General features: G+C 71.5%; 25 protein-coding genes. 7 read left to right on the top strand and 18 right to left on the bottom strand.

Going from position 1 to position 23,552, the window contains the following annotated elements; genetic code table 11:
- Positions 1–22: 22 nt before the first annotated feature.
- The 6 genes from mftE to AC1DU4_RS07980 form a co-directional block, all read right to left on the bottom strand.
- Positions 23–709 carry a mycofactocin biosynthesis peptidyl-dipeptidase MftE gene (gene mftE, locus AC1DU4_RS08005; protein WP_477838692.1) on the bottom strand — a complete coding sequence of 229 codons (687 nt, stop codon included), beginning with the start codon at positions 707–709 and terminating at the stop codon, positions 23–25.
- 37 nt (positions 710–746) lie between these two features.
- Positions 747–2,222, bottom strand: a complete 1,476-nt coding sequence (locus tag AC1DU4_RS08000; RefSeq protein WP_477838690.1) for an MFS transporter — start codon at positions 2,220–2,222, stop codon at positions 747–749.
- Positions 2,219–2,659, bottom strand: a complete 441-nt coding sequence (locus tag AC1DU4_RS07995) for a MarR family winged helix-turn-helix transcriptional regulator (protein WP_477838746.1) — start codon at positions 2,657–2,659, stop codon at positions 2,219–2,221. The genes AC1DU4_RS08000 and AC1DU4_RS07995 overlap by 4 nt, the downstream gene beginning before the upstream one ends.
- 172 nt (positions 2,660–2,831) lie before the next feature.
- Positions 2,832–4,013, bottom strand: a complete 1,182-nt coding sequence (locus AC1DU4_RS07990; RefSeq protein ID WP_477838688.1) for a thiolase family protein — start codon at positions 4,011–4,013, stop codon at positions 2,832–2,834.
- Positions 4,014–4,210: 197 nt separating this feature from the next.
- Positions 4,211–4,870 carry a TetR/AcrR family transcriptional regulator gene (locus tag AC1DU4_RS07985; protein ID WP_477838686.1) on the bottom strand — a complete coding sequence of 220 codons (660 nt, stop codon included), beginning with the start codon at positions 4,868–4,870 and terminating at the stop codon, positions 4,211–4,213.
- 26 nt (positions 4,871–4,896) lie between these two features.
- Positions 4,897–6,342 carry an MFS transporter gene (locus AC1DU4_RS07980; protein WP_477838684.1) on the bottom strand — a complete coding sequence of 482 codons (1,446 nt, stop codon included), beginning with the start codon at positions 6,340–6,342 and terminating at the stop codon, positions 4,897–4,899.
- Positions 6,343–6,483: 141 nt separating this feature from the next.
- Between AC1DU4_RS07980 and AC1DU4_RS07975 the strand changes: the two genes are divergently transcribed.
- Positions 6,484–7,056 (top strand): hypothetical protein, encoded by a 573-nt coding sequence (locus AC1DU4_RS07975; RefSeq protein WP_477838682.1) that lies wholly within the window; start codon positions 6,484–6,486, stop codon positions 7,054–7,056.
- Between the two features lie 86 nt (positions 7,057–7,142).
- Positions 7,143–7,730, top strand: a complete 588-nt coding sequence (locus tag AC1DU4_RS07970; RefSeq protein ID WP_477838681.1) for a hypothetical protein — start codon at positions 7,143–7,145, stop codon at positions 7,728–7,730.
- Between the two features lie 29 nt (positions 7,731–7,759).
- On the opposite strand, the gene AC1DU4_RS07965 is transcribed toward AC1DU4_RS07970, so the two are convergent.
- The 6 genes from AC1DU4_RS07965 to mftA are packed head-to-tail and all read right to left on the bottom strand — an operon-like array spanning position 7,760 to position 14,504.
- Positions 7,760–9,730 (bottom strand): mycofactocin system FadH/OYE family oxidoreductase 2, encoded by a 1,971-nt coding sequence (locus AC1DU4_RS07965; RefSeq protein ID WP_477838679.1) that lies wholly within the window; start codon positions 9,728–9,730, stop codon positions 7,760–7,762.
- Positions 9,727–11,643, bottom strand: a complete 1,917-nt coding sequence (locus AC1DU4_RS07960) for a mycofactocin system FadH/OYE family oxidoreductase 1 (RefSeq protein WP_477838677.1) — start codon at positions 11,641–11,643, stop codon at positions 9,727–9,729. The genes AC1DU4_RS07965 and AC1DU4_RS07960 overlap by 4 nt, the downstream gene beginning before the upstream one ends.
- 13 nt (positions 11,644–11,656) lie before the next feature.
- Positions 11,657–12,832 carry a pre-mycofactocin synthase MftD gene (gene mftD, locus AC1DU4_RS07955; RefSeq protein ID WP_072842755.1) on the bottom strand — a complete coding sequence of 392 codons (1,176 nt, stop codon included), beginning with the start codon at positions 12,830–12,832 and terminating at the stop codon, positions 11,657–11,659.
- A 12-nt stretch (positions 12,833–12,844) separates the two neighbouring features.
- Positions 12,845–14,062 carry a mycofactocin radical SAM maturase gene (gene mftC / locus AC1DU4_RS07950; protein ID WP_072842754.1) on the bottom strand — a complete coding sequence of 406 codons (1,218 nt, stop codon included), beginning with the start codon at positions 14,060–14,062 and terminating at the stop codon, positions 12,845–12,847.
- 56 nt (positions 14,063–14,118) lie between these two features.
- Positions 14,119–14,421, bottom strand: coding sequence for a mycofactocin biosynthesis chaperone MftB (gene mftB, locus AC1DU4_RS07945; RefSeq protein WP_477838674.1), 303 nt, complete (start codon positions 14,419–14,421; stop codon positions 14,119–14,121).
- On the bottom strand, positions 14,406–14,504 hold the full coding sequence (gene mftA, locus AC1DU4_RS07940; protein WP_072842752.1) for a mycofactocin precursor MftA: 99 nt from the start codon (positions 14,502–14,504) through the stop codon (positions 14,406–14,408). Before mftA ends, mftB begins: the two co-directional genes overlap by 16 nt.
- Positions 14,505–14,612: 108 nt before the next feature.
- Here mftA and mftR point away from each other — a divergent pair, with 108 nt between their 5' ends.
- The 3 genes from mftR (at position 14,613) to AC1DU4_RS07925 (ending at position 17,288) form a co-directional block, all read left to right on the top strand.
- A complete protein-coding gene (gene mftR, locus AC1DU4_RS07935) occupies positions 14,613–15,248 on the top strand; it encodes a mycofactocin system transcriptional regulator (RefSeq protein ID WP_477838672.1) in 636 nt (211 codons plus the stop codon).
- Positions 15,249–15,416: 168 nt separating this feature from the next.
- Positions 15,417–16,094: a mycofactocin system transcriptional regulator MftR2 gene (gene mftR2, locus AC1DU4_RS07930; RefSeq protein WP_477838670.1), complete on the top strand. Its 678-nt coding sequence runs from the start codon at positions 15,417–15,419 to the stop codon at positions 16,092–16,094.
- 138 nt (positions 16,095–16,232) lie between these two features.
- Complete coding sequence (locus AC1DU4_RS07925) at positions 16,233–17,288, top strand: 2Fe-2S iron-sulfur cluster-binding protein (protein WP_477838668.1); 1,056 nt, start codon at positions 16,233–16,235, stop codon at positions 17,286–17,288.
- Positions 17,289–17,318: 30 nt separating this feature from the next.
- Here the strand turns inward: AC1DU4_RS07925 and AC1DU4_RS07920 are convergent, their stop codons facing one another.
- The gene (locus tag AC1DU4_RS07920) at positions 17,319–18,092 is read right to left on the bottom strand and encodes a DNA alkylation repair protein (RefSeq protein WP_477838666.1); all 774 of its coding nucleotides are present in this window, start codon (positions 18,090–18,092) and stop codon (positions 17,319–17,321) included.
- A 110-nt stretch (positions 18,093–18,202) separates the two neighbouring features.
- On the opposite strand from AC1DU4_RS07920, the gene AC1DU4_RS07915 reads away from it, so the two are divergent.
- Both AC1DU4_RS07915 and AC1DU4_RS07910 read left to right on the top strand, forming a co-directional pair.
- Positions 18,203–18,571 (top strand): SPW repeat protein, encoded by a 369-nt coding sequence (locus tag AC1DU4_RS07915; RefSeq protein WP_072842749.1) that lies wholly within the window; start codon positions 18,203–18,205, stop codon positions 18,569–18,571.
- Positions 18,572–18,659: 88 nt separating this feature from the next.
- Positions 18,660–19,286, top strand: coding sequence for a TetR/AcrR family transcriptional regulator (locus AC1DU4_RS07910; RefSeq protein WP_072842748.1), 627 nt, complete (start codon positions 18,660–18,662; stop codon positions 19,284–19,286).
- On the opposite strand, the gene AC1DU4_RS07905 is transcribed toward AC1DU4_RS07910, so the two are convergent.
- The 5 genes from AC1DU4_RS07905 to AC1DU4_RS07885 form a co-directional block, all read right to left on the bottom strand.
- Entirely contained in the window at positions 19,267–20,040 is a 774-nt protein-coding gene (locus AC1DU4_RS07905; RefSeq protein WP_477838664.1) for a glutamate racemase, read from the bottom strand. The genes AC1DU4_RS07910 and AC1DU4_RS07905 overlap by 20 nt on opposite strands.
- Entirely contained in the window at positions 20,037–20,594 is a 558-nt protein-coding gene (locus tag AC1DU4_RS07900; RefSeq protein ID WP_477838662.1) for a MarR family winged helix-turn-helix transcriptional regulator, read from the bottom strand. Before AC1DU4_RS07900 ends, AC1DU4_RS07905 begins: the two co-directional genes overlap by 4 nt.
- Positions 20,595–20,702: 108 nt before the next feature.
- Complete coding sequence (locus AC1DU4_RS07895) at positions 20,703–21,788, bottom strand: thiolase family protein (RefSeq protein ID WP_477838660.1); 1,086 nt, start codon at positions 21,786–21,788, stop codon at positions 20,703–20,705.
- 13 nt (positions 21,789–21,801) lie between these two features.
- The gene (locus tag AC1DU4_RS07890; protein ID WP_477838658.1) at positions 21,802–22,242 is read right to left on the bottom strand and encodes a Zn-ribbon domain-containing OB-fold protein; all 441 of its coding nucleotides are present in this window, start codon (positions 22,240–22,242) and stop codon (positions 21,802–21,804) included.
- Between the two features lie 9 nt (positions 22,243–22,251).
- Complete coding sequence (locus AC1DU4_RS07885) at positions 22,252–23,475, bottom strand: NAD(P)/FAD-dependent oxidoreductase (protein ID WP_477838656.1); 1,224 nt, start codon at positions 23,473–23,475, stop codon at positions 22,252–22,254.
- Positions 23,476–23,552 lie beyond the last annotated feature (77 nt).

Here is a 23,552-nt window from a genome sequence, read left to right as displayed (position 1 = left end):
GTGATCGTATTCGGATCTGCTCTCACCGCAACATCCCGTTGGCATCGGGTTTCCAGCGGTCGACGGCGGCCCGGCAACGGGCCGCCATCTGCTCGAACACCAGTGCCCCTTCGGCCGCCGTGGATCCCGTCGGGTCGCCCAGCACCCCGTTGGGGCTGACCGCCGCGACGCCGCCCTCGCGCAGCGCGGGCAGGATCTCCCCGATCGGCCGGCGATCTCCGGGTTCGGCCAGGTCAGGACGCACGACGTCCGGCGAAAGGTGCAGCAGCAGTGACGTTTCGGTGCGTCCGGCATGGGCGTCCGCGCCGGGCACCGAACAGGGCACCCAGGCCACGTCCCGGCCCTCGTAACGCAGCAACGCAACCGCCTCGGCGAGGGCGGGCGCATTGCCGCCGTGGCCGTTGACGAGCAACACGCGCGGGGCCCAGCGACACGCCGAACGGCCGTACTCGACGACCGTCACCTGCAGCGCCGACGTGCCGAGCGAGACCGTGCCCGCGAACCCCTCGTGCTCGCCGCTGGCCCCGTAGGCGATGGCAGGCGCGAGCGCGAACCCCGGCAGGGCGGCCGCGACCGCCGTGGCAATCCGGGTGTCGGTGTCCAACGGCAGATGCGGGCCGTGCTGTTCGAGCGACCCGACCGGCACCGCCAGCGCGGGCCGCCGTGCCCCGACGTCCGGCCAGGTGGCGTCGGCGAGGTGGTTGGGCATGCCCCGAATGCTAGTGCGCAGCCCCGGCGGCCGACCGCTACGCCTCCGACCCGGCCCTCACCCTCGCGCCGGCGTCGAGCACGGGGGCAGGCATACGCAGTGTGCGCGAGCCGATCACACCCACCAGCAGCACCACGCCGATCACCGCGATCACCGCCCCGAGGCGGTGCAGGCCCTCGTCCCCGACCACCCCGCGGGTGGTCAGTTCGATCACCACGGCGGCCAGGTTGGCGCCGATGTACTGGACCGTGCGGTACATCCCGAGCGCGGTGCCGACCTCGCGCACACCGGTGACCGCGTTGATCACGTTCTGGTTGCCCATGTTGTTGAACCCGTTGGGGATTCCGAGCACGCAGGCGACCAGCACGAGCACGACCACCGGGGTCGAGGTGCTCCCGAGGAAGACCAGCGCCAGGCCGCCCACGGTGAGGCCGAGGGTGCCGACGAACAGAACGGGTCGCGCACCTCGCGCCCCGTACAGTCGCGTCGCGAGGATGGTCGCGCCGATGCCGACGCCGGCGATCGGCAACATCAGCAGACCGGCGGTGCCGGCGGAGAACCCACGGGCGCCCTGCAGCCACTGCGGCAGACCGAAGAAGACGCAGTAGAAGGCCGTGTAGGTGAGCAGCGTCCGGCCGAGGGTGAGGCACAGCGCGCGATTTCGCGCGACCGTGCGGACGTCGATGAACGGCGCCGGGACCCGCAGCTCCCAGCGGACGAACGCGGCGGTCAGCCCGGCGAGCACCGGCACCAGCGGCCAGAGCGGATCGGTGGTCAGCGAGAGCAGGAAGAACATCGTGGCGGTGATGACCCCGAGGAAGGCGAGCATGCCGACCGGATCCAGGGACCGAAGGAAGTCCCGACGTGCCCGCGCGGACCGTAGACCGCCGGCGCCGGACGCTCCCACCGGATCCTTCGGCACCACCGAAAGGACCCAGACCGCGGTCATCAGCACCAGGGGCAGGTTCACCCACATGATCGACTGCCACCCGAACAGCCCGACCAGCACACCGCCGACGGTCGGACCCAAGGCGACCATCGCCTGCGAGCAGACGTTGAGCACCGCCAGCGCCGACCCGGTCTGACCGCCCCGGCGGTCGGCGATCATCCGGACGATCGTTATCGCGGCCGGGTACTGACTGGAAGTGCCGATCCCGAGCAGGATCCGCGCGAAGATCAACCACCCGAGCGTGGGCGCCATCGCCCCGAGCACGGCCCCCACCGCGATGAGGACCAGTCCCGCGAGGTAGACCTTCCGCGGGCCGATCCGGGCCGCCAGGGTGCCCGCGACGGGCGAGGTCACCGCGGTCGCGATGTAGAGACCGGAGATCACCCACGCGATTCCCGAGGTGGACCCGAAGTGCGCCGCGATGCCCACGATGGCCACCGCGATCATCGACGAGTTGAGTGCCTGCAGCATCGCGCCGGAGCCCAGTCCGAACGAGATGGACCGCGGCACCGCCCGCGCCGCGACCGGCGCGGCGGCCACGGTGGTCGCGGTCGTCGTGCTCACCCGCGCCCGCCGGACGCCGGGCCGGATACGCCGAGGTCGCGCAGGATCCGCCCGGCCAGGAAGAGAAGCTCGCGTTCGTGCGTGGTGCATTCGCTCTCGAGCACCTCGGCCAGCCACAGCGAGCGGCGTTCCCGGTCCTCGATGAGCATCCGCCGGCCGGACTCGGTCAGCGAGACCAGGCTGGCGCGGGCATCCGCGGGATCCGGACCGCGGGTCACCATCGCGCCGTCCTCGAGCAGGGCCAGGGTGCGGGCGATCGACTGCGGGGTCACCTGCTCGAAGTCGGCCAGCACCCGGGCCGTCATCGGGCCCTCCCGTTCGAGGTGCGCGAGCGCCTGCAACTGCGAGGGGGTGAGCTTGTGGTCGGCGCGCTCCTTGCGCAGTCTCCGGAAGAACGTCGTGATGTCGTCCCGGAGAGCAAGGACCTCGGGGGACACCGGAATGTCCGCGCCGTGGGCACCCGTGCTCTCCGGGACCGAACCTGTCGTGCCGTCGCCCATTACGCCAACCCTTCGTACGAACCTTTTAGGCAGCCTAATTGACTAAAGTTCGATACTCAAGCCTCGCGAAGTGGACTTCTTCACACGATCAACACAGCTTTGCTGTCAATTAGATCCGACGGAAGAGCGCCGCCAGAGCCTGACCGCCACCGATGCACATGGTGACGATGCCCAGCTCGAGATCGCGCCGGACCATGTCCTTGGCCACCCGCAGGCTGAGGATTGCGCCGGTGGCACCGACCGCATGCCCCAGCGCGATCGCGCCGCCGTACGGGTTGGTCTTCTCCGGGTCCAGGCCCGCGTCGCGGATGGTCGCAATCGCCTGCGAGGCGAAGGCCTCGTTCAGTTCCACGACGCCGATGTCGGCCGGGGTGGTGCCGGTCTGCTCGAACAGGTTCCGCAGCGCCAGCACCGGGGCGTAGCCCATCAGCTCCGGCTCCAGCGCACCGGTCGCGACCGCCTCGATGGTGACCAGGCCGGTGAGCCCCTTCTCCTGCGCGGCGGACTGGGTGGCCAGCACCAGGGCGCCGGCGCCGTCGTTGATGCCCGACGCGTTGCCTGCGGTGACGGTGCCGTCCTTCACGAACGCCGCGCGCAGCTTGCCGAGTGTCTCGACGGTGGTGCCCGGCTTGGGGTGCTCGTCGGTGTCGACGGTGACCGGCTTGCGGCCACCGATCTCGACCGGGGTGATCTCCTCCGCGAAGGCCGCCTTGGCGGCCTCGGTGGCGGCGCGCCGCTGCGACTCGACGGCGAACTCGTCCTGCTCGATCCGGCTGACCCCGTACTTGGTGGCGACGTTCTCGGCGGTCACGCCCATGTGCACGTTGTGGAACGGGTCGGTGAGCATGCCGACCGTGCCGTCGACCAGCGTGCGGTCGCCGAGCTTGTAGCCGTTACGGGCGCCGAAGTCGTAGAACGGCATCCGCGACATGTTCTCGTCGCCGCCGGCGAGCGCGAAATCGACGCCGCCCCAGCGCATCTGCATCGCCGCGGACCACACGGCCTGCAGGCCCGAACCGCACAGCCGGTTGACGGTGTAGGCCGGGGTGGAGACCGGCAGTCCGGCGGCCAGCGCGACCCGTCGGGCGTTGTAGGCGTCGGGCCCGACCTGCCCGATGCAGCCCATGACCACCTCGTCGATGTCCTCCGGCGCCACGCCGGCGCGCGCGAGTGCGGCCTTCGCCGCGGTCGCGCCCAGCTCGTGCGCGGGCACGTCCTTGAACACACCGCCGAAGCTACCGACCGGGGTGCGCGCCCCGTCCACAACGACAATCGGCTCGGGAGAACTCATGACCAACTCCATCCTTCGTCCGGCGACCACGTGTCACCTGGTTCCACGACAGACCCGACACTCGAACGTCGGATCTCGGCCTCCTGGCCGAGGACAGCTTTACCCGGCAGTCGTTCGCGTCGCAAATGACCGATCCGCGTCCGGCCTCCGGAGGTCGGCGAGGCACCACACCGGACTCGACCGCACGAGCGCCCCGGTCACTTGCTGATCTTCCGCATCTGCGCGACGGTGAGCGGCCGCTCCTGCAACTGCGCGCTGAAGGCTCCGCCCTCCACCGGCCTCATCCCGGCGAACGCGATCTCCAGGTGCCGGCGCCACGCATTCGGTGCGACGGCATACGAGGATTCGGTGACGCCCCGCAACGCCCAGAACAGTGTCGTGATGTCCGAGTGGGTGACGTCCTCTCGGATCCGCCCGCACCGCTGCGCCTGCCCGAGCAGTTCGGCGAGGTGGGTCCGGAACTCCTCGATGGCCTCCGGTTCCGCGTCGGAGTGGTTCCACAGCCGTGGCAGGCAACCCGACTTCCCTACCTGCAGTTCGCCGGTGGCGCGCACCAACTCTTCGAGACCCGTCCCGTCCGGGTTGTCGGCCGCCGCTCGGGCGATCTGTACGAGTTCCCTGCGGTGCTGCCCGACGAGTTCGTCGATCAGCGCCTGCTTGCTGGGGAACCGCCGGTACAGCGTGCCCACTCCGACACCCGCGACGCGGGCGACCTCCTCCACCCCGGCTTCGACGCCGCAGGTGGCGAAGACGCGACCAGCGGCCTCGAGGATGCGCGTCCGGTTCTCCGCGGCGTCCTTCCGAAGCGGCCTGTCCGTGGCCGCTCCGCCCGGCGTCGTCTCACTGTGCGTTGTCATCTCGGTTGCCATGGTAGGTCCGCCGGTCAGGCCGCCGCTGGGACCTTCGCCGGGACGTGGCTGACCAGGACCTCGTCCGGGGCACGGCGCGGCGGCATCAGCAGGGCCGCGAGCCCGCCGAGGAGCACCGCCACCGCCATCACCGCGAAGGCGGCGGTGTAGCCGGATTCGGCGGGGACACCGCTCGGCTGGACATGGGCGGTGACCACGCTGGCCGTCAGCGCGGACCCGAGGGCGCCGCCGATCGTCCGGATGTTGGCGTTGGTGCCGCTGGCCGCACCGGTCTGGTGAGTCGGCACCGCGTGCACGATGATGCTCGACATCGACGAGAAGGCGAGCCCGAATCCCGTCCCCATCAACACCATCGAGACCACTACGCCCCCCATCGCCGACCCCGAGAACACCAGGACCAGGAAGGCTCCGCCGGCCGTGGCCGCGCCCGTGACCAGCACGGCCTTGGCCCCGAAGCGGTGCGACAGGCGGCCCGAGCAGATGCCGGCCAGGAGGAAGGTCAGCGACAGCGGCAGCACGATCAGCCCCGACTCGACGATGCTCGAGCCGAAGCCGTAGCCGGCACCCGGGTCGGTCTGCAGGAACGCGGGCAGGAAGGCGAAGACCGGGTACATCCCGATACCGATGAACAGCGCGGCGAGATTTGTCGTCCACACCGCCGGGATGCGCATCATCTCCATGTCGATCAGCGGGCTGGCGTCGCGTCGTTCCACCGCGGACCAGGCGGCGGCGAGCACCACCGCCGATGCGAGCAGGCCGAGGACCGCGCCGGACGTCCATCCCCACCGGGATCCCTCGCTCACCGCGACGAGCAGTGCGACCAGCCACCCGGAGAGCAGCACGGCCGCGAGCCAGCTGACCCGGCCCGGCGTCCGAACCGGCGACTCGGGCACGGCAACCACCGTGCCGACCGCCGACACGGCCAACGCGATCGCGGGGATCCAGAACAGCCAACTGGTCCCGAGAGCGTCCACGATCGGGCCGCCCAGGACCAGACCCAGTCCGCCCCCGACCCCGACCAACGCCGAGACCACGCCCACGGCGCCGGAGACCTTCTCGCGCGGGAACTCGTCACGGACGATGCCGAACGCGAGCGGGATGACGCCGCCGGCTATCCCCTGGACCGCCCGGGCCACGAGCATCACCCCGATCGACTCCGCCACCGCGCCGAAAACGGAGCCGAGGCACGCGACGAGCAGGACCGATGCGAGCACCTTCTTCTTGCCCACCATGTCGCCGACCCGGCCGAGGATCGGGGTGGCCACCGCCGCGGACAGCAGGTACGCGGTCAGCATCCAGGTCACCGCGTTCTGGTCGGTGTGCAACTCCACCTGCAGCAGCGGCAGCACCGGCGCGACCAGCGACTGCAACAGCGAGTAGGCCGTGATCGCCACGGCGAGGACCAGATAGGTCACCTGGTACGGCGTGCCCGCACGCCGTCCGGAGGTCGCCTTGCGCATCGGAACCCTGACTCCCATCGAGGACAAGCGGAACCAATATTCCGCATGCCGCACAGTAGCAGCCTAACCGGAACCAGCATTCCGCTACCGCGGCCGGCGACGGCAGCTCCGGAAGCCCGTCCCCGGGTGGACAATGGCGCCATGGCCAAGGACCGGACCGTCCCGACGACGACGATCATGCTCGTGCGGCACGCCGAACGACCCGACGAGGACGCCGGTTCCGAGCCCGGCATCGACGCCGACGGCGCCCGGTGCGACGAGTCCCTCACCGCGACCGGGTGGCGGCGGGCCGCCGCACTCACCGACCTGTTCGCCGCGGGCGCGGGTGAGCCCGGATCGCCGCTCGTGCGGCCGCGCGCACTGTTCGCCTCGACGCCGAGCACGAAGAAGGGCAGCAAGCGGTCGCTGCAGACGATCTCGCCGCTGGCGCAGCGACTCGACCTCGACGTGGACACCCGGTTCGGGCGTGACGACGTGACGGACCTCGCCGAGGAGGTCACCCGAACCGGCGGCCCTGTCCTGATCTCCTGGCAGCGCGAGTACATCCCCGACATCGTCGACGCACTCGGCGGCGCGGATCGTCCGGTTCCCGACCCCTGGCCCGAGGACCGTTACGACGTCGTGTGGGTGCTGACCCCCGCCTCGGACGGCGGGTGGATCTTCACGCAGACGCCGCAGCGGGTGCTGCCCGGGGATGCCGACACCGGAATCTGACTCACCCCCTTGTACCCCGACGTCGCAGCACCCCGACGTCAGAGTGTTACCCAATTGCGTTGTTCCCCAATGTCACAGGAGGGCAGATGATTCTGGAACGTATGCCCCTGGCGGGTTTCGGTGTCGTCAACTTCGAGTTGATGCTGCTGCGACGGATGGACGACCATCAGCCGTCCCTCGTCGGGTCGGCGTTGAAGAACCTCGGCAAGAGCGGTACCGACGCCCGCGCCGCGCACGCACAGTGGCAACGTGGACTACGCGGCAACTTCCCGGACGGCGCCRGCCGCTACCGGATGGCGCTCGGCCGCCCGGACGTGACCGGGACCCGGCCCACCGCTCTCGGCGGCGACCTGGCAGTCGAGGGCTGGACCATGCCGCTGTGGCCGGGCCTGCAGTTCCAGATCACCTTCGGCCCCGGCGGCGAGGTGGTCGACGAGCGCCTCGTCCGGGGCGCGGACTCTGTCGCGCCGACCATCACCGAACCGGCGGACCTGCGACCGTGGCTGGTGACCATCGACGATCTCGAACGTGCCTGCGGACCCGTCCGCTTCCGGATGTCGGGCGGCACGGTGCCGAGCCACGCCACCGCCGAGTTCACCGTCGCGGACGGCACCGCCTGCGAGGCACGGTTCAGTTGGGGCCTGCTCCAGACGGCCTCGGCCAAGCCCGAGTGAGTGGTGGGTCCCCACGACCACCGGCGGGACTACAGGGCGACGGCGACCCGATGGCCCTCGACCACCGCGGCATTCGCCCGCCGCGGCGCCAGCGCGTCGCCGATCCGGTGCACCTCGAAGTCGCTGCCGGACAGCGTCTTCCACAGCTCATCCACCGGCTCCTGGTGCACCGAGCACACCACCGCATCGACGACGTGCTCGCGGGTCCGGCCGGTCGGGTGGTGCAGCAGGCTCACCCGCACTCCCCCGCCCTCGGCCGTCGCCGCCATCGGGACCACGTCGGTCAGCGTGTCGACGCCGAGCCGGTGCGCCCGTGCGCGCCAGCCCTCCATGTCCAGCGTCAGTCCCAGGTCCTGCCCCACCACCATCGCGTTGGTGGCGAGGGTGACCTCGCAGCCGCGCTGCGCCAGGAGCTCCGCGGTCGAGGTGCCCTGGTGAAACCCCAGTTCGTCGATCAGCAGCACCCGGCCGGCGGGCGTGACGCGACCCTCGAGCACGTCCCGGACGTCCACCACCGCGGCCAGGTCGCCCGCCCACACGGGCCGCCGCGGCCGGGCGCCGGTGGCCAGCAGCACCACGTCGGGGCCTTCCTCGCGCAGCACCTCGGCGCTCGCCTCGCACCCGGTCCGGATCTCCACACCGTGCCGGGCGCACTGCGCGGCGAGACCGCGCACCATCTCCAACAGTTCCGACCGCCCCGCCCCCACCGCGGCGGTGCGCACCTGACCGCCGAGCAGCGCGCCGCGCTCGAAGACCGTCACCCGGTGGCCGCGTTCGGCCGCGGTCGCCGCCGCCTGCAGCCCGGCCGGGCCGCCGCCGACCACGCACACCCGCAGGCCCCGTCGCCGCGGCATCGGCAGCGGCACCGATTCCCTGCCGGCCCGCGGGTTCTCGACGCACCCCAGCCACCGGTTCAGCCCCACCCGGCCCACGCACTCCTGGTTGCAGGACAGGCAGGTCCGGATCTCCGCCGCGGCACCGGCCGTCGCCTTCGCCGCGAAGTCCGGGTCGGCGATCTGCCCGCGGACCACCCCGACGAGGTCGCAGTGCCCCTCTTCGAGCGCCCGCTCCGCCTGCTCCGGCCCGGTGAAGCGGCCGACGCCGACCACCGGGAGCTGCACGCGCCGCCGGATCGCGCTGGGGATGAACAGCGAGTAGCCGCGCGGCACCGCCATCGACGCCTCGATCAGGTGCAGGCTCTCGGTGGCCATGCCGATCGACGTGTTGAGGTAGTCCACCATCCCCGTCGCCTCGACCATTGCGGCGACCGCCACCGCCTCGTCGAGGTGAATGCCCCGGGCGATCCCCTCCTCCCCGGTCAGGCGCACGCCGAGCACCAGATCCGGGCCGAGCGCGGCGCGCACCGACTTCACCACGGCGAGCAGGAACCTTGCCCGGTTGGCGAGCGACCCGCCGTACCGGTCGGTGCGCCGGTTCGCGTCGGGCGAGAGGAAGGCCCGCAGGATCGAGGACTGCGAGCACTGGATCTCGACGCCGTCGAAGCCGCCGCTGCGGCAGTGCGCCGCGACCAGCGCGTAGCCCGCGACCAGTTCCGCGATCTCGGACTCGTCGACGGCCTTGGGCACCTCCCGGAACAGCGGGTCCGGGATCGGGCTCGGCGCCCACACCGGCAGCCGGGTGTACATCCCGGTGCCCTGGCCCCCGTTGTGGTTGAGCTGCGCGAGGATCACCGTGCCGTGCGCGTGGACGGCGTCGGTGATCCGCCGGTACCCGTCGACGACCTCCGGTCGGTACCCGGCGATCAGCTTCTCGTACGGCCGGTCGGTCGGGTGCACGCAGTGCTCCTCGGTGACGACCAGGCCGGCGCCGCCGCGGGCCCGCGCCGCGTAGTAGGCGGCGTGCTGGGCGGTGGGCAGGCCGTCGACCGCGCTGTTGGTCAGGTGCGCGGCGAACACCACCCGGTTGCGCAGGGTCACCGGCCCCAGCGACAGCGGGCTGAGCAGCCTCGGACAGTCGCCGCCCCGCCCCGTCCCGGTCATCGGGCACCGATCCCGACGGCGGCGGCACGGCCCTCGCGCACGGCCTCGGCGACGGTGCGCGGCGCGACGGCGTCCCCGGCCGACAACGTGACGCCGGGGCGGTGCAGCGCGTCGTCGGGCAGGCCGGGCGAGCAGTCGACGACGGCCACCGCCGGCACCGACCGCCGGACCCCGGTGTGCACGTCCTCGATTACCACGGCCGCCGCGCCGACCGCGCAGATCCGCGAGTACAGGTGCCGGGCCACCCCGGCGCGCTGCAGCCGGACGTTGGCCGGCGCGAGGTCGCCCGTGCGGCCCAGCTGGGTGCCGACCACCGGGTCGCGGGTCAGCAGCGCGACGCTGCGACCCGGCGCGGCAAGCCATTCCGCGACCGCGACCGCGGCCGGCCCGCCGACCGGGTCGAACACCAGCACCGGCCCGTCGGGCAACCCGCACCCGCCGAGCACCGCCGCGGCGGGGACGATCACCGCGTCGTCCTCACGGTCGCCGTCCCAGGGCCGGGTGGTGCTGCCGGTCGCGAGCACCACCCGCTCGCCGGCACGGGCGGCCGCGTCCAGGTCCGCCGCCGACGCGGCCCGGCCGGTCTCGAACCGGACACCGAGCTGTCGGCACCGCGCCGCGAGCCAGTCGGTGAGCTCGGTGAGCCGTTCGCGGCCGACGCCGACCGCGACCGTGGACACCATGCCGCCCGGTCGCTCGAACCGCTCGACCAGTCGCACGCGGTGGCCGCGTCCGGCCAGGACCCGGGCCGCCTCCAGGCCCGCAGGACCGCCGCCGACCACCAGCACCGGTGCGGGGTCCGCTTGCGGCGCAGCGACTTCGGCGCCCTCCTGACCGGCCTCGGGGTTGCCGATGCAACCCACCAGCGGGTTCATCGGGTCCAGGACCAGACAGGCCTGGTTGCAGAGCACGCAGGGTCGCGGCCGCTCCCCCGCCCGGACGGTCGCCACCAGGTCCGGGTCGGCGATCTGCGCGCGGGTCATCTCCACCGCGTCCGCGACCCCGGCGTCGAGCGCCTGCCGGGCCTGTTCGGCGTCGACGACGCTGCCCTGCAGGACGATCGGGACGGCGCCGCCGACCGCCGACCGGATCTGCTCGCAGAGTTTCACGTTGAACATCGGGGCCGTGTGGGCGTCCGGACGGTAGTCCGGCACGGACATCGGGCCGCCCCGCACCACCACCAGCAGGTCGAGCGAATTCGCAAGGGCCCGAGCCTGTCCCGCCGCGATCTCGGGGGTGACGCCGGCCCACGGCGCCGACTCGTCGCAGCTCAGCCGCAACGAGAGGACCCGGTCCGGGCCAAGTTCGGCGCGGACCGCGGCGAGCACCTCCCGGGTGAGCCGCAGTCGGTCCGTGCCGTACTCGTCGGCCCGGGTGTTGGTCAGGCCGGAGTGGAACTGGCGCAGCAGCGCGCGCGGGCCTGCGTCGATCTCGACGCCGTCCACCCCCGCGGCGCGGGCGGTGCGGGCGGCGGCGGCGAATCCCGCGACCACCGCGTCGATCTCGGCCTGTTCCAACTGGGCCGGGAGCTCGCGGGTGACCACGTCGGCGACGGGCGAGGGGCCCCACAGCACCGACTGGGAGTAGGCACTCGAGCCCTGCCCCCCGGTGTGGCCGAGACCGGCGAGCACGAGCGTCCCGTGCGGGCGGCAGGCGTCCACGACGGCCCGCCAGCCCGGTCCGCAGTCGGCGGCCAGCGGGGCCCGCTCGTACGGCCAGTCGCCGGAGTGCACGGACGCCACCTCGGTGACCACGACGCCTGCCCCGCCCCGGGCGCGCCGGCCGTAGTACGCGACGTGCGCGGAGGAAAGTGACCGGCCGACACCGAGATTCGTCTCGTGCGGACCGAAGATCACCCTGGCCGGTGCGGTACGCCCGGCCAGGGTGATCGGTTCGGTGAGCCGTATCGTCACGGCCCGCGGCGTCCTAGACGCCGAGGTCGCGGCGGAAGTCGGCCGGGATCACCAGGTCGGACGGGGACAGCTCCGCGATCGACGAGTGCCCGAGACCCAGCACGGCCGAGTCGATGCCGCTGCGCAGGATGTCCAGGACGTTCTCGACGCCGGCCTGGCCGTTCGCCGCGAGACCCCAGAGGTAGCCGCGGCCGATCATCACGGCCTTGGCACCGAGCGCGAGGGCCTTGACGACGTCACTGCCACGACGGATGCCGCCGTCGAGGAGCACCTCGAGCTGGTCGCCCACGGCCTCGGAGATCGCCGGCAGCGCCCGGATCGGGGCGGGGGTGCCGTCGAGGTTGTTACCGCCGTGGTTGGACACGGAGATCGCGGAGCAACCGGCGTCGACGGCGCGCTTCGCGTCGTCGACACGCATGACGCCCTTGAGCATGAACGGCCCGCCCCACTGCTCGCGCAGCCAGGCGACGTCTTCCCAGGTGGGCAGCGGCGTGCCCATCCACTCGCCGTACGCGCCGAAGAAGGTGGGCGCCGGCTGGCCGGGCTTGATCAGGTTCGGCGTCGTCAGGTCCGGGACCTTGCCGGTCTTGGCGAAGTCCATCAGCCAGCGCGGACGCATGATGGCCTCCGGCGCGTTCTGCATCATCGCCTTGAGGTTCATCTTCTCCGGGATGGCCGGGCTGCCCCAGTCCCGCCCCATCGAGAACGACCAGTCCAGGGTCATGATCAGACCCGTGGCGCCGGCCGCGCGGGCCCGCTCCATGCGCTGGACCAGGGTGTCGCGGTCGCCCACCCAGTACATCTGGAAGAACGTCTGCGGGTTGGCCGCGGCGACGTCCTCGATGGAGCGGCTCGCGAACGAGCTCAGTCCCATCGCGACCCCGCGGGCGGCGGCGGCGCGGGCCACCGCGACCTCGCCCTCCGGGTGGACGGCCTGCACGCCCGTCGGCGAAATCAGCACGGGCATCGAGATGGGCTGCCCCATGACCTCGGTCGCCATCTCCCGCTTGTCGTGCAGTCCCGCGACGTGCGGGGCGAAGCCGAGCTCGCTGAAGGCCGCGATGTTGTCGTCGACCGTCAGTCCCTTCTCGGACCCGGCGACCAGCGCCATGTAGACGGACTTCGGCAGCCGCTTCTGGGCGCGTCGCTGCGCCTCGGCCACGGTTTCGAACCAGGCGTTCTTAGCCATGAAGAGAATCCTCTATTCCATTCCCGCGAGCGGGTTTTCGTCACAGATCTTGGCCGGGGGGCGGACCATCAGCTGCAGCGGCACGGGTGCCCGCGGGGTACGACGCTGTCCGGTGCGCGAGTGGTCCACGTGGGACTTCGGCAGCTCGCCGCGGTCGGCGGCCAGCGCGGCCTCGCCGTTGCCGATGACGCACTCCGGGTCGGGGCCGTCCATCGGCAGGCCGGTGAAGAACTTTGCCGCCATGCAGCCGCCGCGGCAGGCGTCGTAGTGGCTGCACTTGGTGCAGGCACCGCCGGTCTGCGGGGAGCGCAGGTCCGCGAACAGCTCCGAGTGCTGCCAGACGTGCTGGAATCCGCCGTCGCTCACGATGTTCCCGGCCAGGAACTGCTCGTGGATCGCGAAGGGGCACGCGTACACGTCGCCGACGGGGTCGATCAAGCACACCACCCGGCCGGCGCCGCACAGGTTGAGCCCGGGCAGGGCGTCGCCGTACGCGGACAGGTGGAAGAACGAGTCGCCGGTGAGCACCCCGTCACCGTTGGCGACGAGCCAGTCGTAGAGCTCACGCTGCTGGCCGGCGGTGGGGTGCAGGTCGTCCCACACGTCGGCGCCGCGGCCGGACGGGCGCAGCCGGGTGATCCGCAGGGTGGCGCCGTACTTGTCGGCGAGCGCCTTGAAGTCGTCCAGCTGGGACACGTTGTGGCGGGTGACGACGACCGAGATCTTCGCGTCCTTGAACCCGGCCTCGGCGAGGTTCTCCAGCGCGCGGACGGCCATCGCGAAGGACCCGGGGCCGCGGACCGCGTCGTTGACCTCCGCGGTGGCGCCGTCGATGGAGATCTGCACGTCGACGTAGTCGCTGGCGGCCAGGCGGGCGGCGACCTTCTTGTCGATCTTGACGCCGTTGGTGGAAAACTTGACGCCGACCTGGTGGTCGGTCGCGTAGTCGACCAGCTCCCAGAAGTCCGAGCGGACCGTGGGCTCGCCGCCGCCGATGTTGACGTAGAACACCTGCATCCGCTGCAGCTCGTCGATGATCGACTTGCACTGCTCGGTGGACAGCTCACGCGGGTCGCGACGACCGGAGGAGGACAGGCAGTGCACGCACGAGAGGTTGCAGGCGTAGGTGAGTTCCCACGTCAGACAGATCGGGGCGTCGAGGCCGAGTTCGAACTGGTCGACCAGGCGGCCGACGGGGGCCGGCGCGGGGCGATCGAGCATGGAGGTCATGGGCTTGGTGTCCTCGCGAGGGGAGAATGTCGGTGACGTGCGGGGCTGGAGCAGCGTCAGGCTGCGGTCGTCGCGCCGGCCGGAGCCCGCACGATCATCTGCGACTCGGCCAGGGTGGCCAGGGCGCGCGCGTAGGTGTCCACCTGGGCGTCGTCGATCCCGGCGGCCCGGATCGCGGTCCGGGCATCGGGGTGCTCCGCCAGCGAGGTGACGATGCCGACGATGACGGTGTTCTTCAGGAACGAGAGCTTCCTGGTGCCGAAGTGGTAGAGCAACGCCCCGAATGGCTCGGGGCGAAGCGCCACCTGCGGGTGGAGAGACCACCCGGTGTCAAGATCCACGATCAGTACACGCCGCACATGCCGTCGATCGAGACCTCTTCCACGAGCGACTCCTGGACGAGCTCGGTCTCGGCAACGGCATTTTCGCGATGGTCGGCCATCTGGCTTACCTCCTGTGTCAGGGTGATCGACGGTCTCAGCGAGTACCACTGTGACTCGGCTCACGACAATAATGGCATCGAGTGCATAATGAAAGCCCGGAGGCGAAATTGGCGGAAAGTCCCAGCACCACGCGAGGTCGCACGGGTCGGCGACCGTCGACCACGCGCGAACGGATCAGCTCCGTCGGCATCGAACTGTTCGCCGCACACGGATTCGAGGAGACCAGCGTCGACCAGATCGCCGAGGCCGCCGGCATCGCGCGACGGACGTTCTTCCGCTACTTCCCGTCCAAGAACGCCATCCCGTGGGGCGACTTCGACAACCACCTGGCCGACATGCGCTCGCTGCTCGCCGCGCTGCCCGACGACATCCAGCTCGCCGAGGGCCTGACCACCGCGCTGCTGGAGTTCAACCGGTTCCCGCCGGATGTGGCCCCGCTGCATCGGAGCCGGATGGAGATCATCCTGAAAGCTCCTGCGCTGCAGGCCTACTCGATGGTGATGTACAACGGCTGGCGCGACGTGATCGCGGAGTACACGGCCGTCCGGCTCGGCTGCGACGCCACGGACCACCTGCCGCGCACCGTCGGCTGGATGGTCCTCGGCGTCGCACTGTCCGCGTACGAGCAGTGGCTGACCGACGACTCCCTGGACCTGGCCGACCTGTTGCGCGCGGGCGGCGAGACGCTGACCCACGGCGTCGGGTCCCTCACCTCCGTCGGCGTGCCCCGCCCTCCGAGGTGACCGGAATGCCCACGAAGTCGAACCAGTTCCACCGAGCCCACCCCATCGGGGTCTACAGGCCCTAAAATAGGAGAACGGGGCCGACAACCCGTCGATCCCAATGCACAGCGTGCGCTGCCACCGCTCGCTTCCTGCCGATGATCAAGATCGTTGATCACTGAGGACATGATGACGGACAAGTCCGTGATCCTGGGACGGCCGGCCGGCCGCAACACAGCCGGCGGCGCACCGGTGTCCGGCCCCACACACGGGAACCTCTCCGAGGAAGAGATCGTCGCGGCGGCGCTGCGCGTGGTGCACGAGGACGGGCTCGACAAGCTCTCCATGCGCCGCCTCTCCCGCGAGTTGGGCGTCTCGGCGATGGCCCCGTACTACTACGTCTCCGACAAGCGCGAACTGCTGGACCTGGTGGCCACCGCCGCACTCGCCGACATCACCGCACCGGACTCCGGCGGGGACTGGGAGGCCCGGCTGCGGACCCTGATCGACCAGATCGACGACCGCCTCGCCCGCTACCCGGGCCTGGGCGAGGTGCTGCTCGAGCAGATGCTGCGCAAGCAACGGCACCTGATCGAACTCGTGATGGAGATCCTGTTCGACGCGGGGTTCTCGGAGCGCAACGTGCTGCTCGCGTACGTCGCGATCCACACCTACCTGTTCGGCCGCAGCGGGATCGCCGACCAGGAGCCGACGATTCCGGACCGGACCGGCCTGCCGGAGGCCATCGCCCGGGCGGCCCGGCACCTGGACGGGGTGCACGCCCAGGACTTCTACCGCTTCGGCGTCGAGACCCTGATCTCCGGACTCGGCGTGCAGCTGGATCGACAGCGGTCCGCGAACGCGTGAGTGAAGCTTGTCCCGATTATCGGGAATCGGCCGACGCAAATTAGCATCCTGCTGGTTCCATGGTTTCCTGCTAGATTCGAAACTAGAACACGTTCCAGATTCAGCCCAGTTCGAGATTCACCCTGAGAGGATCCACCGATGACCACTGTTGACGTGCCGCACAGCTCCAGGTCGGTTGTGCTCACCGTGTCCGGGGTCATCGAGGAGACCTCCGACGCGCGCTCGCTGGTCTTTGCGGTCGCCGACGAGGTGCGCAGCAAGTTCGACTACAAGCCCGGACAGTTCCTGACCCTGCGCATCCCCAGCGACCGGACCGGTTCCGTCGCCCGCTGCTACTCGCTGGCCAGCTCGCCGTTCACCGACGCCGAGCCCAAGGTCACCGTCAAGCGGACCGCCGACGGCTACGGCTCCAACTGGCTCTGCGACAACGTCAAGGTCGGCGACACCATCGAGGTGCTGCCGCCGTCCGGCGTCTTCACGCCGAAGTCGCTCGACCACGACTTCCTGCTCTGGGGCGCGGGCAGCGGCATCACCCCGGTGATGTCGATCCTGAAGTCGGCGCTCACCCAAGGCTCCGGCAAGGTGGTCCTGGTCTACGCCAACCGCGACGAGAAGTCGGTGATCTTCCGCGACGAGCTGCGCGGCCTCGCCGCCCAGTACCCCACCCGCCTCACCGTCATCCACTGGCTGGAGAGCCTGCAGGGCCTGCCGACGCCGGACCAGTTCGCGACCCTGGCCACGCCGTTCGGCGGCTACGAGTCGTTCATGTGCGGCCCCGGCCCCTTCATGGACACCGTGCACAAGGCGCTCGCCGAGGCCGGCGTCCCGCGCACCCAGGTGCACGCCGAGGTGTTCAACTCGCTCGCCGGCGACCCCTTCCAGGACGCCGTCGTCGAGGAGGTCACCGAGGAGGAGGCCGCCGACGCCGCCACCGTGGAGGTGCAGCTCGACGGCGAGACCCACAAGATGAGCTGGCCGCGCAAGCAGACGCTCGTCGACATCATGCTGTCCAAGGGACTGGACGTGCCCTACTCCTGCCAGGAGGGCGAGTGCGGCTCCTGCGCCTGCACCGTGCTCGAGGGCAACGTGGAGATGGGCAACAGCGAGATCCTCGACCCCGAGGACATCGCCGCTGGCTACATCCTCGGCTGCCAGGCCCGCCCGGTCTCCGACCACGTCAAGATCGAGTTCTGACAGCCCGCTCTACCCGCCCTCCGGGGCACTTCACTTCGAGGCACTGCTCTTCGCAGCCCCGCCTTTCGATGATCCCAGTCGACGCCCGCGCCGGTACCCGGCGCGGGCGTCCGCGTCGAGGTGCTCGGTCGCACCGCTGAGCGCGACGGCGCCCATCTCCGCGGCGTAGCGGTCCAGGAACCCGGTCAGCAGCACCCGGTCCACCCGCTTGCCCACCTCGCGGAGCATCCAGCCGAGCGCCTTCTGAGTGAGGTACCGGCGGTCGCCCAGCAGTCGCGGCGCCAACCCGAGCGTGGTCGACGCGTCGCCCCGCCGGATGAACCCGAAGGTCGTCAGCAGCGCCACCCGACGGCGCCACAGGTCGTCGTCGTCGCCCAGCGTGAACACCAGGTCCCGGGGCCGGTCGTAGAGCCAGCCACCGAGCACCCGCTCGGCGGAGCTGTCGACCAGGTCCCAGTTGTTCACCCGCCCGCGCAGCACCGCGGCCAGGTAGAAGTCGGCGATCCGTTCCCGTTCCGCCTCGTCTCGCGTGCGCACCGCGTCGGCGCGTTCGAATCGCCCGACCAGGATCAGCAGCGCGGCCAGCCGGTGTTCGTGCACCGGGCTGTCGAGCAGCGCGTCGATCTCCGGCAGCGGCAGGTCCGCGAACCGCGCGGCGACCTTCCGGGTGGCAGGCACCCGGACTCCGATGAACAGGTCGCCCTCGCCGTAATCGCCGGGGCCGGTCTTGAAGAACCGTTGCAGGTGCTGCGCGTCGCCCGCGTCCGCCACCTCGCCCAGCGCCCTGACCACCTCGTCGTGCATGCCTCACAGCGTCCCACGACGGCCTGGTCGGCGCCGGATTCCAGGCCATTGACCGGCCGGTCAATCAGGTCTATACCGGAGTCAGGAGTTCCCTCGTCGAGGAGGCAGAAATGAAGGTCGAATGGTCTCGGTGGCAGGACTGGGCCGCCGTGGTGATCGGTGCGGTTGTGGCGCTCTCGCCGATCTGGGTTGACACCAACAGCGCCGCGCGGTGGTCGATGATCGTTCTCGGCGTGCTCGTGGCCGTGACCGGGCTCGCCAACCTGGCGTCCCCCGGTACCGAGATGGTCGTCTGGGCAATGGGTGTGCTCGGCGTCCTGATGTTCATCTCCCCCTGGGTCACCAGCTTCTCGCACCTGACAGGCGCCGCATGGACCTCGTGGGTGGGCGGCGTGCTGACCGCGGTGGTGGCGATGGCCGCGCTCCCGGACAGCTCCCCGATGCACATCGGTCACCGGGGCGGACTGGCGGCGCATTGACCCCCGCCGACGACACAGCGAAAGGACGACAATCCCGTGGGGCGAGCGCCGCCGCTCGCCCCACCCTCACGTTCGGAGGTACCTGACGATGCCGGGTCCGCGGCGGCGCCGGACGGCCAGAGCGGACGGCGACGCGAGGAAGCTGATCCTCGACGCCGCCGAGGAACTCTTCGCAGCACGGGGCTTCGACGCCACCCCCACTGCGGCCGTCGCGGCACAGGCCGGCGTCCCCAAGGGACTGGTCTTCTACTACTTCCCCACCAAGGAGTCGCTGCTGACGACACTGGTCACCGAGCGTCTGCCCGCCGAACCGCTCGCCGACGTGGCCGACCTGGTGGTCACCGGACAACCCGAGTCGACGCTGGTGAACCTCGACGCCGCCCTGAACCTGCGCGATCACCACTCCTCGGTGATGCGGGTGATCATCTGGCGCGAGGCCGACACCCACCCCGCGGTGCGCGAACACCTCCGGCGGCTGCGCAGCTACCTGCACGACGCGACGATCGAGGTTCTCCGGGCCAGCTCCCCGTTCGCCGCGTCTGCCCGGGCGCTCGACTCGAGCGCCACCGCCTGGGTGGCCGCGATGTTCGCCGCCGCCGGCGCCGACCGCCTGCGCGACCTCGACGAACTGGCCCGGGACCGCGCCGAGGACCTGCGCGGCGTCGCACGCCTGGTGGTCGCGGGCCTGGCCCAGCTCAGCGGGGCAGGCGCGTAGGGTCCGCGAGCACCCTGCCCGCGTCGTAGTTCAGTGCGCTCGCAGGCAGATCACCCGGCCTGCCGCTGAGCAGCACCGACACGGCACCGGCCCCGGTGCTGTCGCGGCCGAGGGCCTGGATCCGGCGCACCGTCTGCGCCGCCACAGCCTCCGCGCTGTCGAACAGCGTGACACCGGCCGGCAGCCGGGCGGCGATCTCCGCCTCGACCAGCGGGTAGTGGGTGCAGCCGAGGACCACGGCGTCGCAGCCGGCGGGGGTGTGCGCGACCGCCTCGGCGATCGCGGCGCTCACCCGCCCGGAATCGCCGCGGTCGATCGCGTCGGCCAACCCGTGACAGGCCACCCCGGTGACGACGGCACCGTTCCCGAACCGGGCGATCAGGTCGGCCTGGTAGTCACTCACGGTGGTCGCCGCCGTCGCCCAGATCGCGACGGACCGCGAGACCGCGGCCGCCGGCTTGATCGCGGGCACGGTCCCCACCACCGGGACGCCGGGGCCGAGTCGGTCCCTGATGTGCTCGAGCGCGGTGACACTGGCGGTGTTGCACGGCACCACGACGACCTCGGCGCCCAGGCCCACCGCCCGCTCGGCCGCCCCGACCGCCCGCTCGATCACCCATTCCCGCGGCTTCGGACCCCAGGGCGCCCCGTCCGGGTCGAGGCAGAGCAGCAGATCGAGGTCGGGGCGGAGCCGCCGCAGCCACGCCGAAGTGGGCAGCATCCCCAGGCCGGAGTCGATGAGCGCAACAATCACCCGTCAAACCTATCGCCGCGGCCGCCCCGCCGGTCCGAGCGGTCCGGTTCCGCCGCCAGCGCCCCGTCCATCGCGCCCAGGAAGCGGGCGACCGTGGCACGCTCGTCGGCGTCGAAGTCCGCCATCGCCGCGTCCACCCGCCCCACCAGCGGGGCGAAGAACGACCACCCCAGGTACCGCGCCTGCTCCTGGACCCGTAGCAGCACCCGGCGCCGGTCGCCGGGGTCGGCCGACCGCACCAGGTGCCCGGCCCGCTCCAACCGGTCCAGCAGGGCCGTCGTCGCGGCCGAACCCAGTCCGAGCTGGGCGGCCAGCCATCCGGGGGTCGCGGCCAGTTGCGCACGGTCGGCGTCCAGCAGCAACACCAGCGCACGAAGATCCGTGGCGTGCAACGAGTTTCGCTCGGCAAAGGTGGCACCGAGCTGGTCCAGATCCGACGCCAGCCCGCGCAACCGGTGGACGAGCGCCAGCGCGGCATCGGCGCCGTCCGACTCCACCGAGCCCGCCACCCGTTCGCCCGCGGCGCGCCGTCCCGTCGCCTGCCTGCCCACCACGCGCCCTCCTCGTTCGCCGACCGCGTTCAACCCGACGACCCCAACTCTCTCGACCAAGAACTATCTCGACTGTCGAGATTAACGTAACTCGAGACAAGCGGACCGCGGTCAGCGCGTCAGCAGCAGGCAGCCGGCCACGGTGCCCTCGCCGAGTCCCACCGCCGCCACCTGGGGGCCCGCGGTGGCGGGAGCCCCGCCGCGCAGCTGCGCCACCGCCTCCACCACGAGGTCCAGGCCGGCCGACCCGCCGGTGCCGAGCTGGCCGCCGTGCGGATTGACCGCCACCTCGAGGCCACGCGAAGTCTGTTTCCTCCCAAGAAGATACCGGGCTTCACCGGTCCCGCAGAAGCCGAGCGCCTCCAGCCAGAGCACCGTCAGGAAGGACAGTTCGTCGCCGAGTACCGCCACGTCGACGTCGGCGGGGGCGAGTCCGGTGCTGCGCCACATCCGCTCGGCCGCCCGGTGGATCGCGGTCGCGTCGGGTTCGGGCTGCTGTTCCCACAGCGGAACCGAGGACCTGGCGGACCCGAGGCCCACCACCGCCACGGCCTCGCCTGCCAGGTCCGACGCGAGGTCCGCGTCACTGAGCACGATCGCCGCGGCGCCCGCGACCGGGGTGGCGCGGTCGTACCGGCACAGCGGGTCCGCCAGCATCGGCGCCGCCAGGTACTCGGCCAACCCGAGCGGGTCACCCACATGGGCGTGGGCTGCGAGCGCCACCTGCGCCAGCTCGGCGCGGGTCAGGCCGAACCGCTCGACGTACGCCCGGGCGGCCAGTGCCACCTCGACCAACACCGAGTCCGCGCCGTAGGGCGCATGCCACTGCGCCCACCCCGACGCTGTGCCACGGCCACCGATCCGGTACTCCGGGGCGCCGCCGGACCCCGCGCCGAGAAATCGCACCGGCGCGGCCGCGTCCACACACACCACGTGCGCGGCCAACCCCGCCGACACCACCGCAGCCGCGGACGCGACCCCGGCGACCACCGCGAATCGATTCGGTTCTGCTGCCGCCCAGGACAATTCGAAGCCCAGGTCGAGTCCCTCCACCGCCGGGACTCCACACACCAGCACGCCCTCGACCGCCGAACCGGCAAGTCCGGCGTCGGTCAGCGCACCCAACACCGCGGCCACCGCGCCGTCGGTGCCCGCGACCGGCACCCGGGCCACCCCGCTGACCACGGCGCCCGTCATCGGCCGACGCCGCTCACGACACCGCCTCGAGACGGTCCTCCGGCTGCTCCCACTCCTCGAGTTCGGCCAGCGGCAACCAGACCCCCTCGCCGATCGGCTCGAAGACCAGCCGGGTCGGCGCACCGACCCGCAGGGCATCCCGCGAGGCGTCGGTCAGGCCGAGCAACAGCCGGATCCCCTCCTCGAGTTCCACCACCGCGACGAGGTACGGCGGCTGCGGGGCAGACGCGACGGACTCGAACACCTCGGTCCAGCTGAGCAGTGCGCCCTTGCCGGTGACCGGCTCGTAGGTGAAGTCGTCACGCCAGCAGTGCCGGCAGTGTGACACCGGCGGGAACGACCATCGGAGACAGTGCGCGCACCGCTGCACGGACAGCCGCCCGCTCTCCCCCGACGTCCAGTGCGCCGCGGTGAGTTCCGTGAGCTCCGGCAGGGCCCGACGGCCGCGCATCATCCCCTCACGTTAGACGCCCGCGGGCTCGAGCACCTCCGCGATCGGCACCCCGGCGGCGATCTTCGCCCGCATCTTCATCACCGGGCCGGCGAGGCCGCAGCCGACCACCGCGGCCAGTGCGCCGTCCCGTTCGTAGTAGGCCAGGAACTTGCGGCCGTCGTCGCGCACCACGTGCACGGTGTCCGTCGCCGACGGCTCACCCAGCGCCTGCACCTTGAGGTCGTACTGGTCGCTCCAGAAGTACGGCACCTGCGCGGCAACCTCGCTGTCGCTGCCGAGCAACGCGAGGGCGACGGCCTTGGCCTGTTCACCCGCGTTGCTCCAGTGCTCGACGCGCCGCCGGCTTCCGTCACGGTGCAGCCACGCGGCGACGTCGCCGACCGCCCACACCTGCGGGTCGCTGGTGCGTCCCGTCTCGTCCGTCAGCACCCCGCCGCCGTCGGCGCGCTCCGCGAGCCGCACCCCGGAGTCCGCCAGCCAGTCGGTGACCGGAACCGAGCCGATCCCGATGACCACCAGGTCGGCGGCGACCTCGGTGCCGTCCGAGAGCACCGCGCCGCGCACCCGGCCCTCGCCCAGCAGCGCGGTCAGCCCGGTGTCGGTGCGCACGTCGACGCCCTCGGCGGTGTGCAACCGGCCGACCAGCGCGCCGACCTCCGGCCCCAGCACCGACGCCAGCGGCGCCGGCTGCGGCTCGACGAGGATCACCTCGAGGCCGGACTTGCGCATGCTGGCCGCGAGCTCGCAGCCGATGAAACCGGCGCCGACGACGAGCGCGGTCCGGCCGGGGACGAGGTCCGCACGCAGGCCGAGCGAGTCCTCGAGCGTGCGCAGCACGTGCACGCCGTCGAGGTCCGGCAGCCCGGGGATCCGCCGCGGCAGCAGTCCGGTAGCGATCACCAGGTGGTCGTAGTCCACGGAGGTGCCGTCGGCCAGCGCGACGGTGCGGGCGGCGGGGTCCAGCGCGACCGCGCCGGAGCCCAGTCGCAGCTCGATGGCCTGCTCGTCGAAGAACTCCGTCGGCCGCAGGGTCACGTCGTCGCGTTCGCCGCGGACGACCTCCTTGGACAGCGGCGGGCGGTCGTACGGCAGGTGCGTCTCGGCGCCGACGAGCACCACTTCGCCCTCGTGCCCGGCCCGCCGAAGCTCCTCCGCGGTCCGCAGACCCGCCAGTCCGGCACCCACCACGACGACGCGAGCGTCACCCGCTGCACCGACTCGTCCGTTGCTCATCCGCTCAACCTCTCACGCCTGATCTTCTCCCGCGACCTACGAGGGCACCAGTAAACCAAACTGACACACGTTCTAGT

The organism is Rhodococcus sp. P4_F5 (assembly GCF_056401315.1).
The sequence above is the reverse complement of the archived record's forward strand: the minus strand, read 5'-3'. Positions and strand labels throughout refer to the sequence as shown.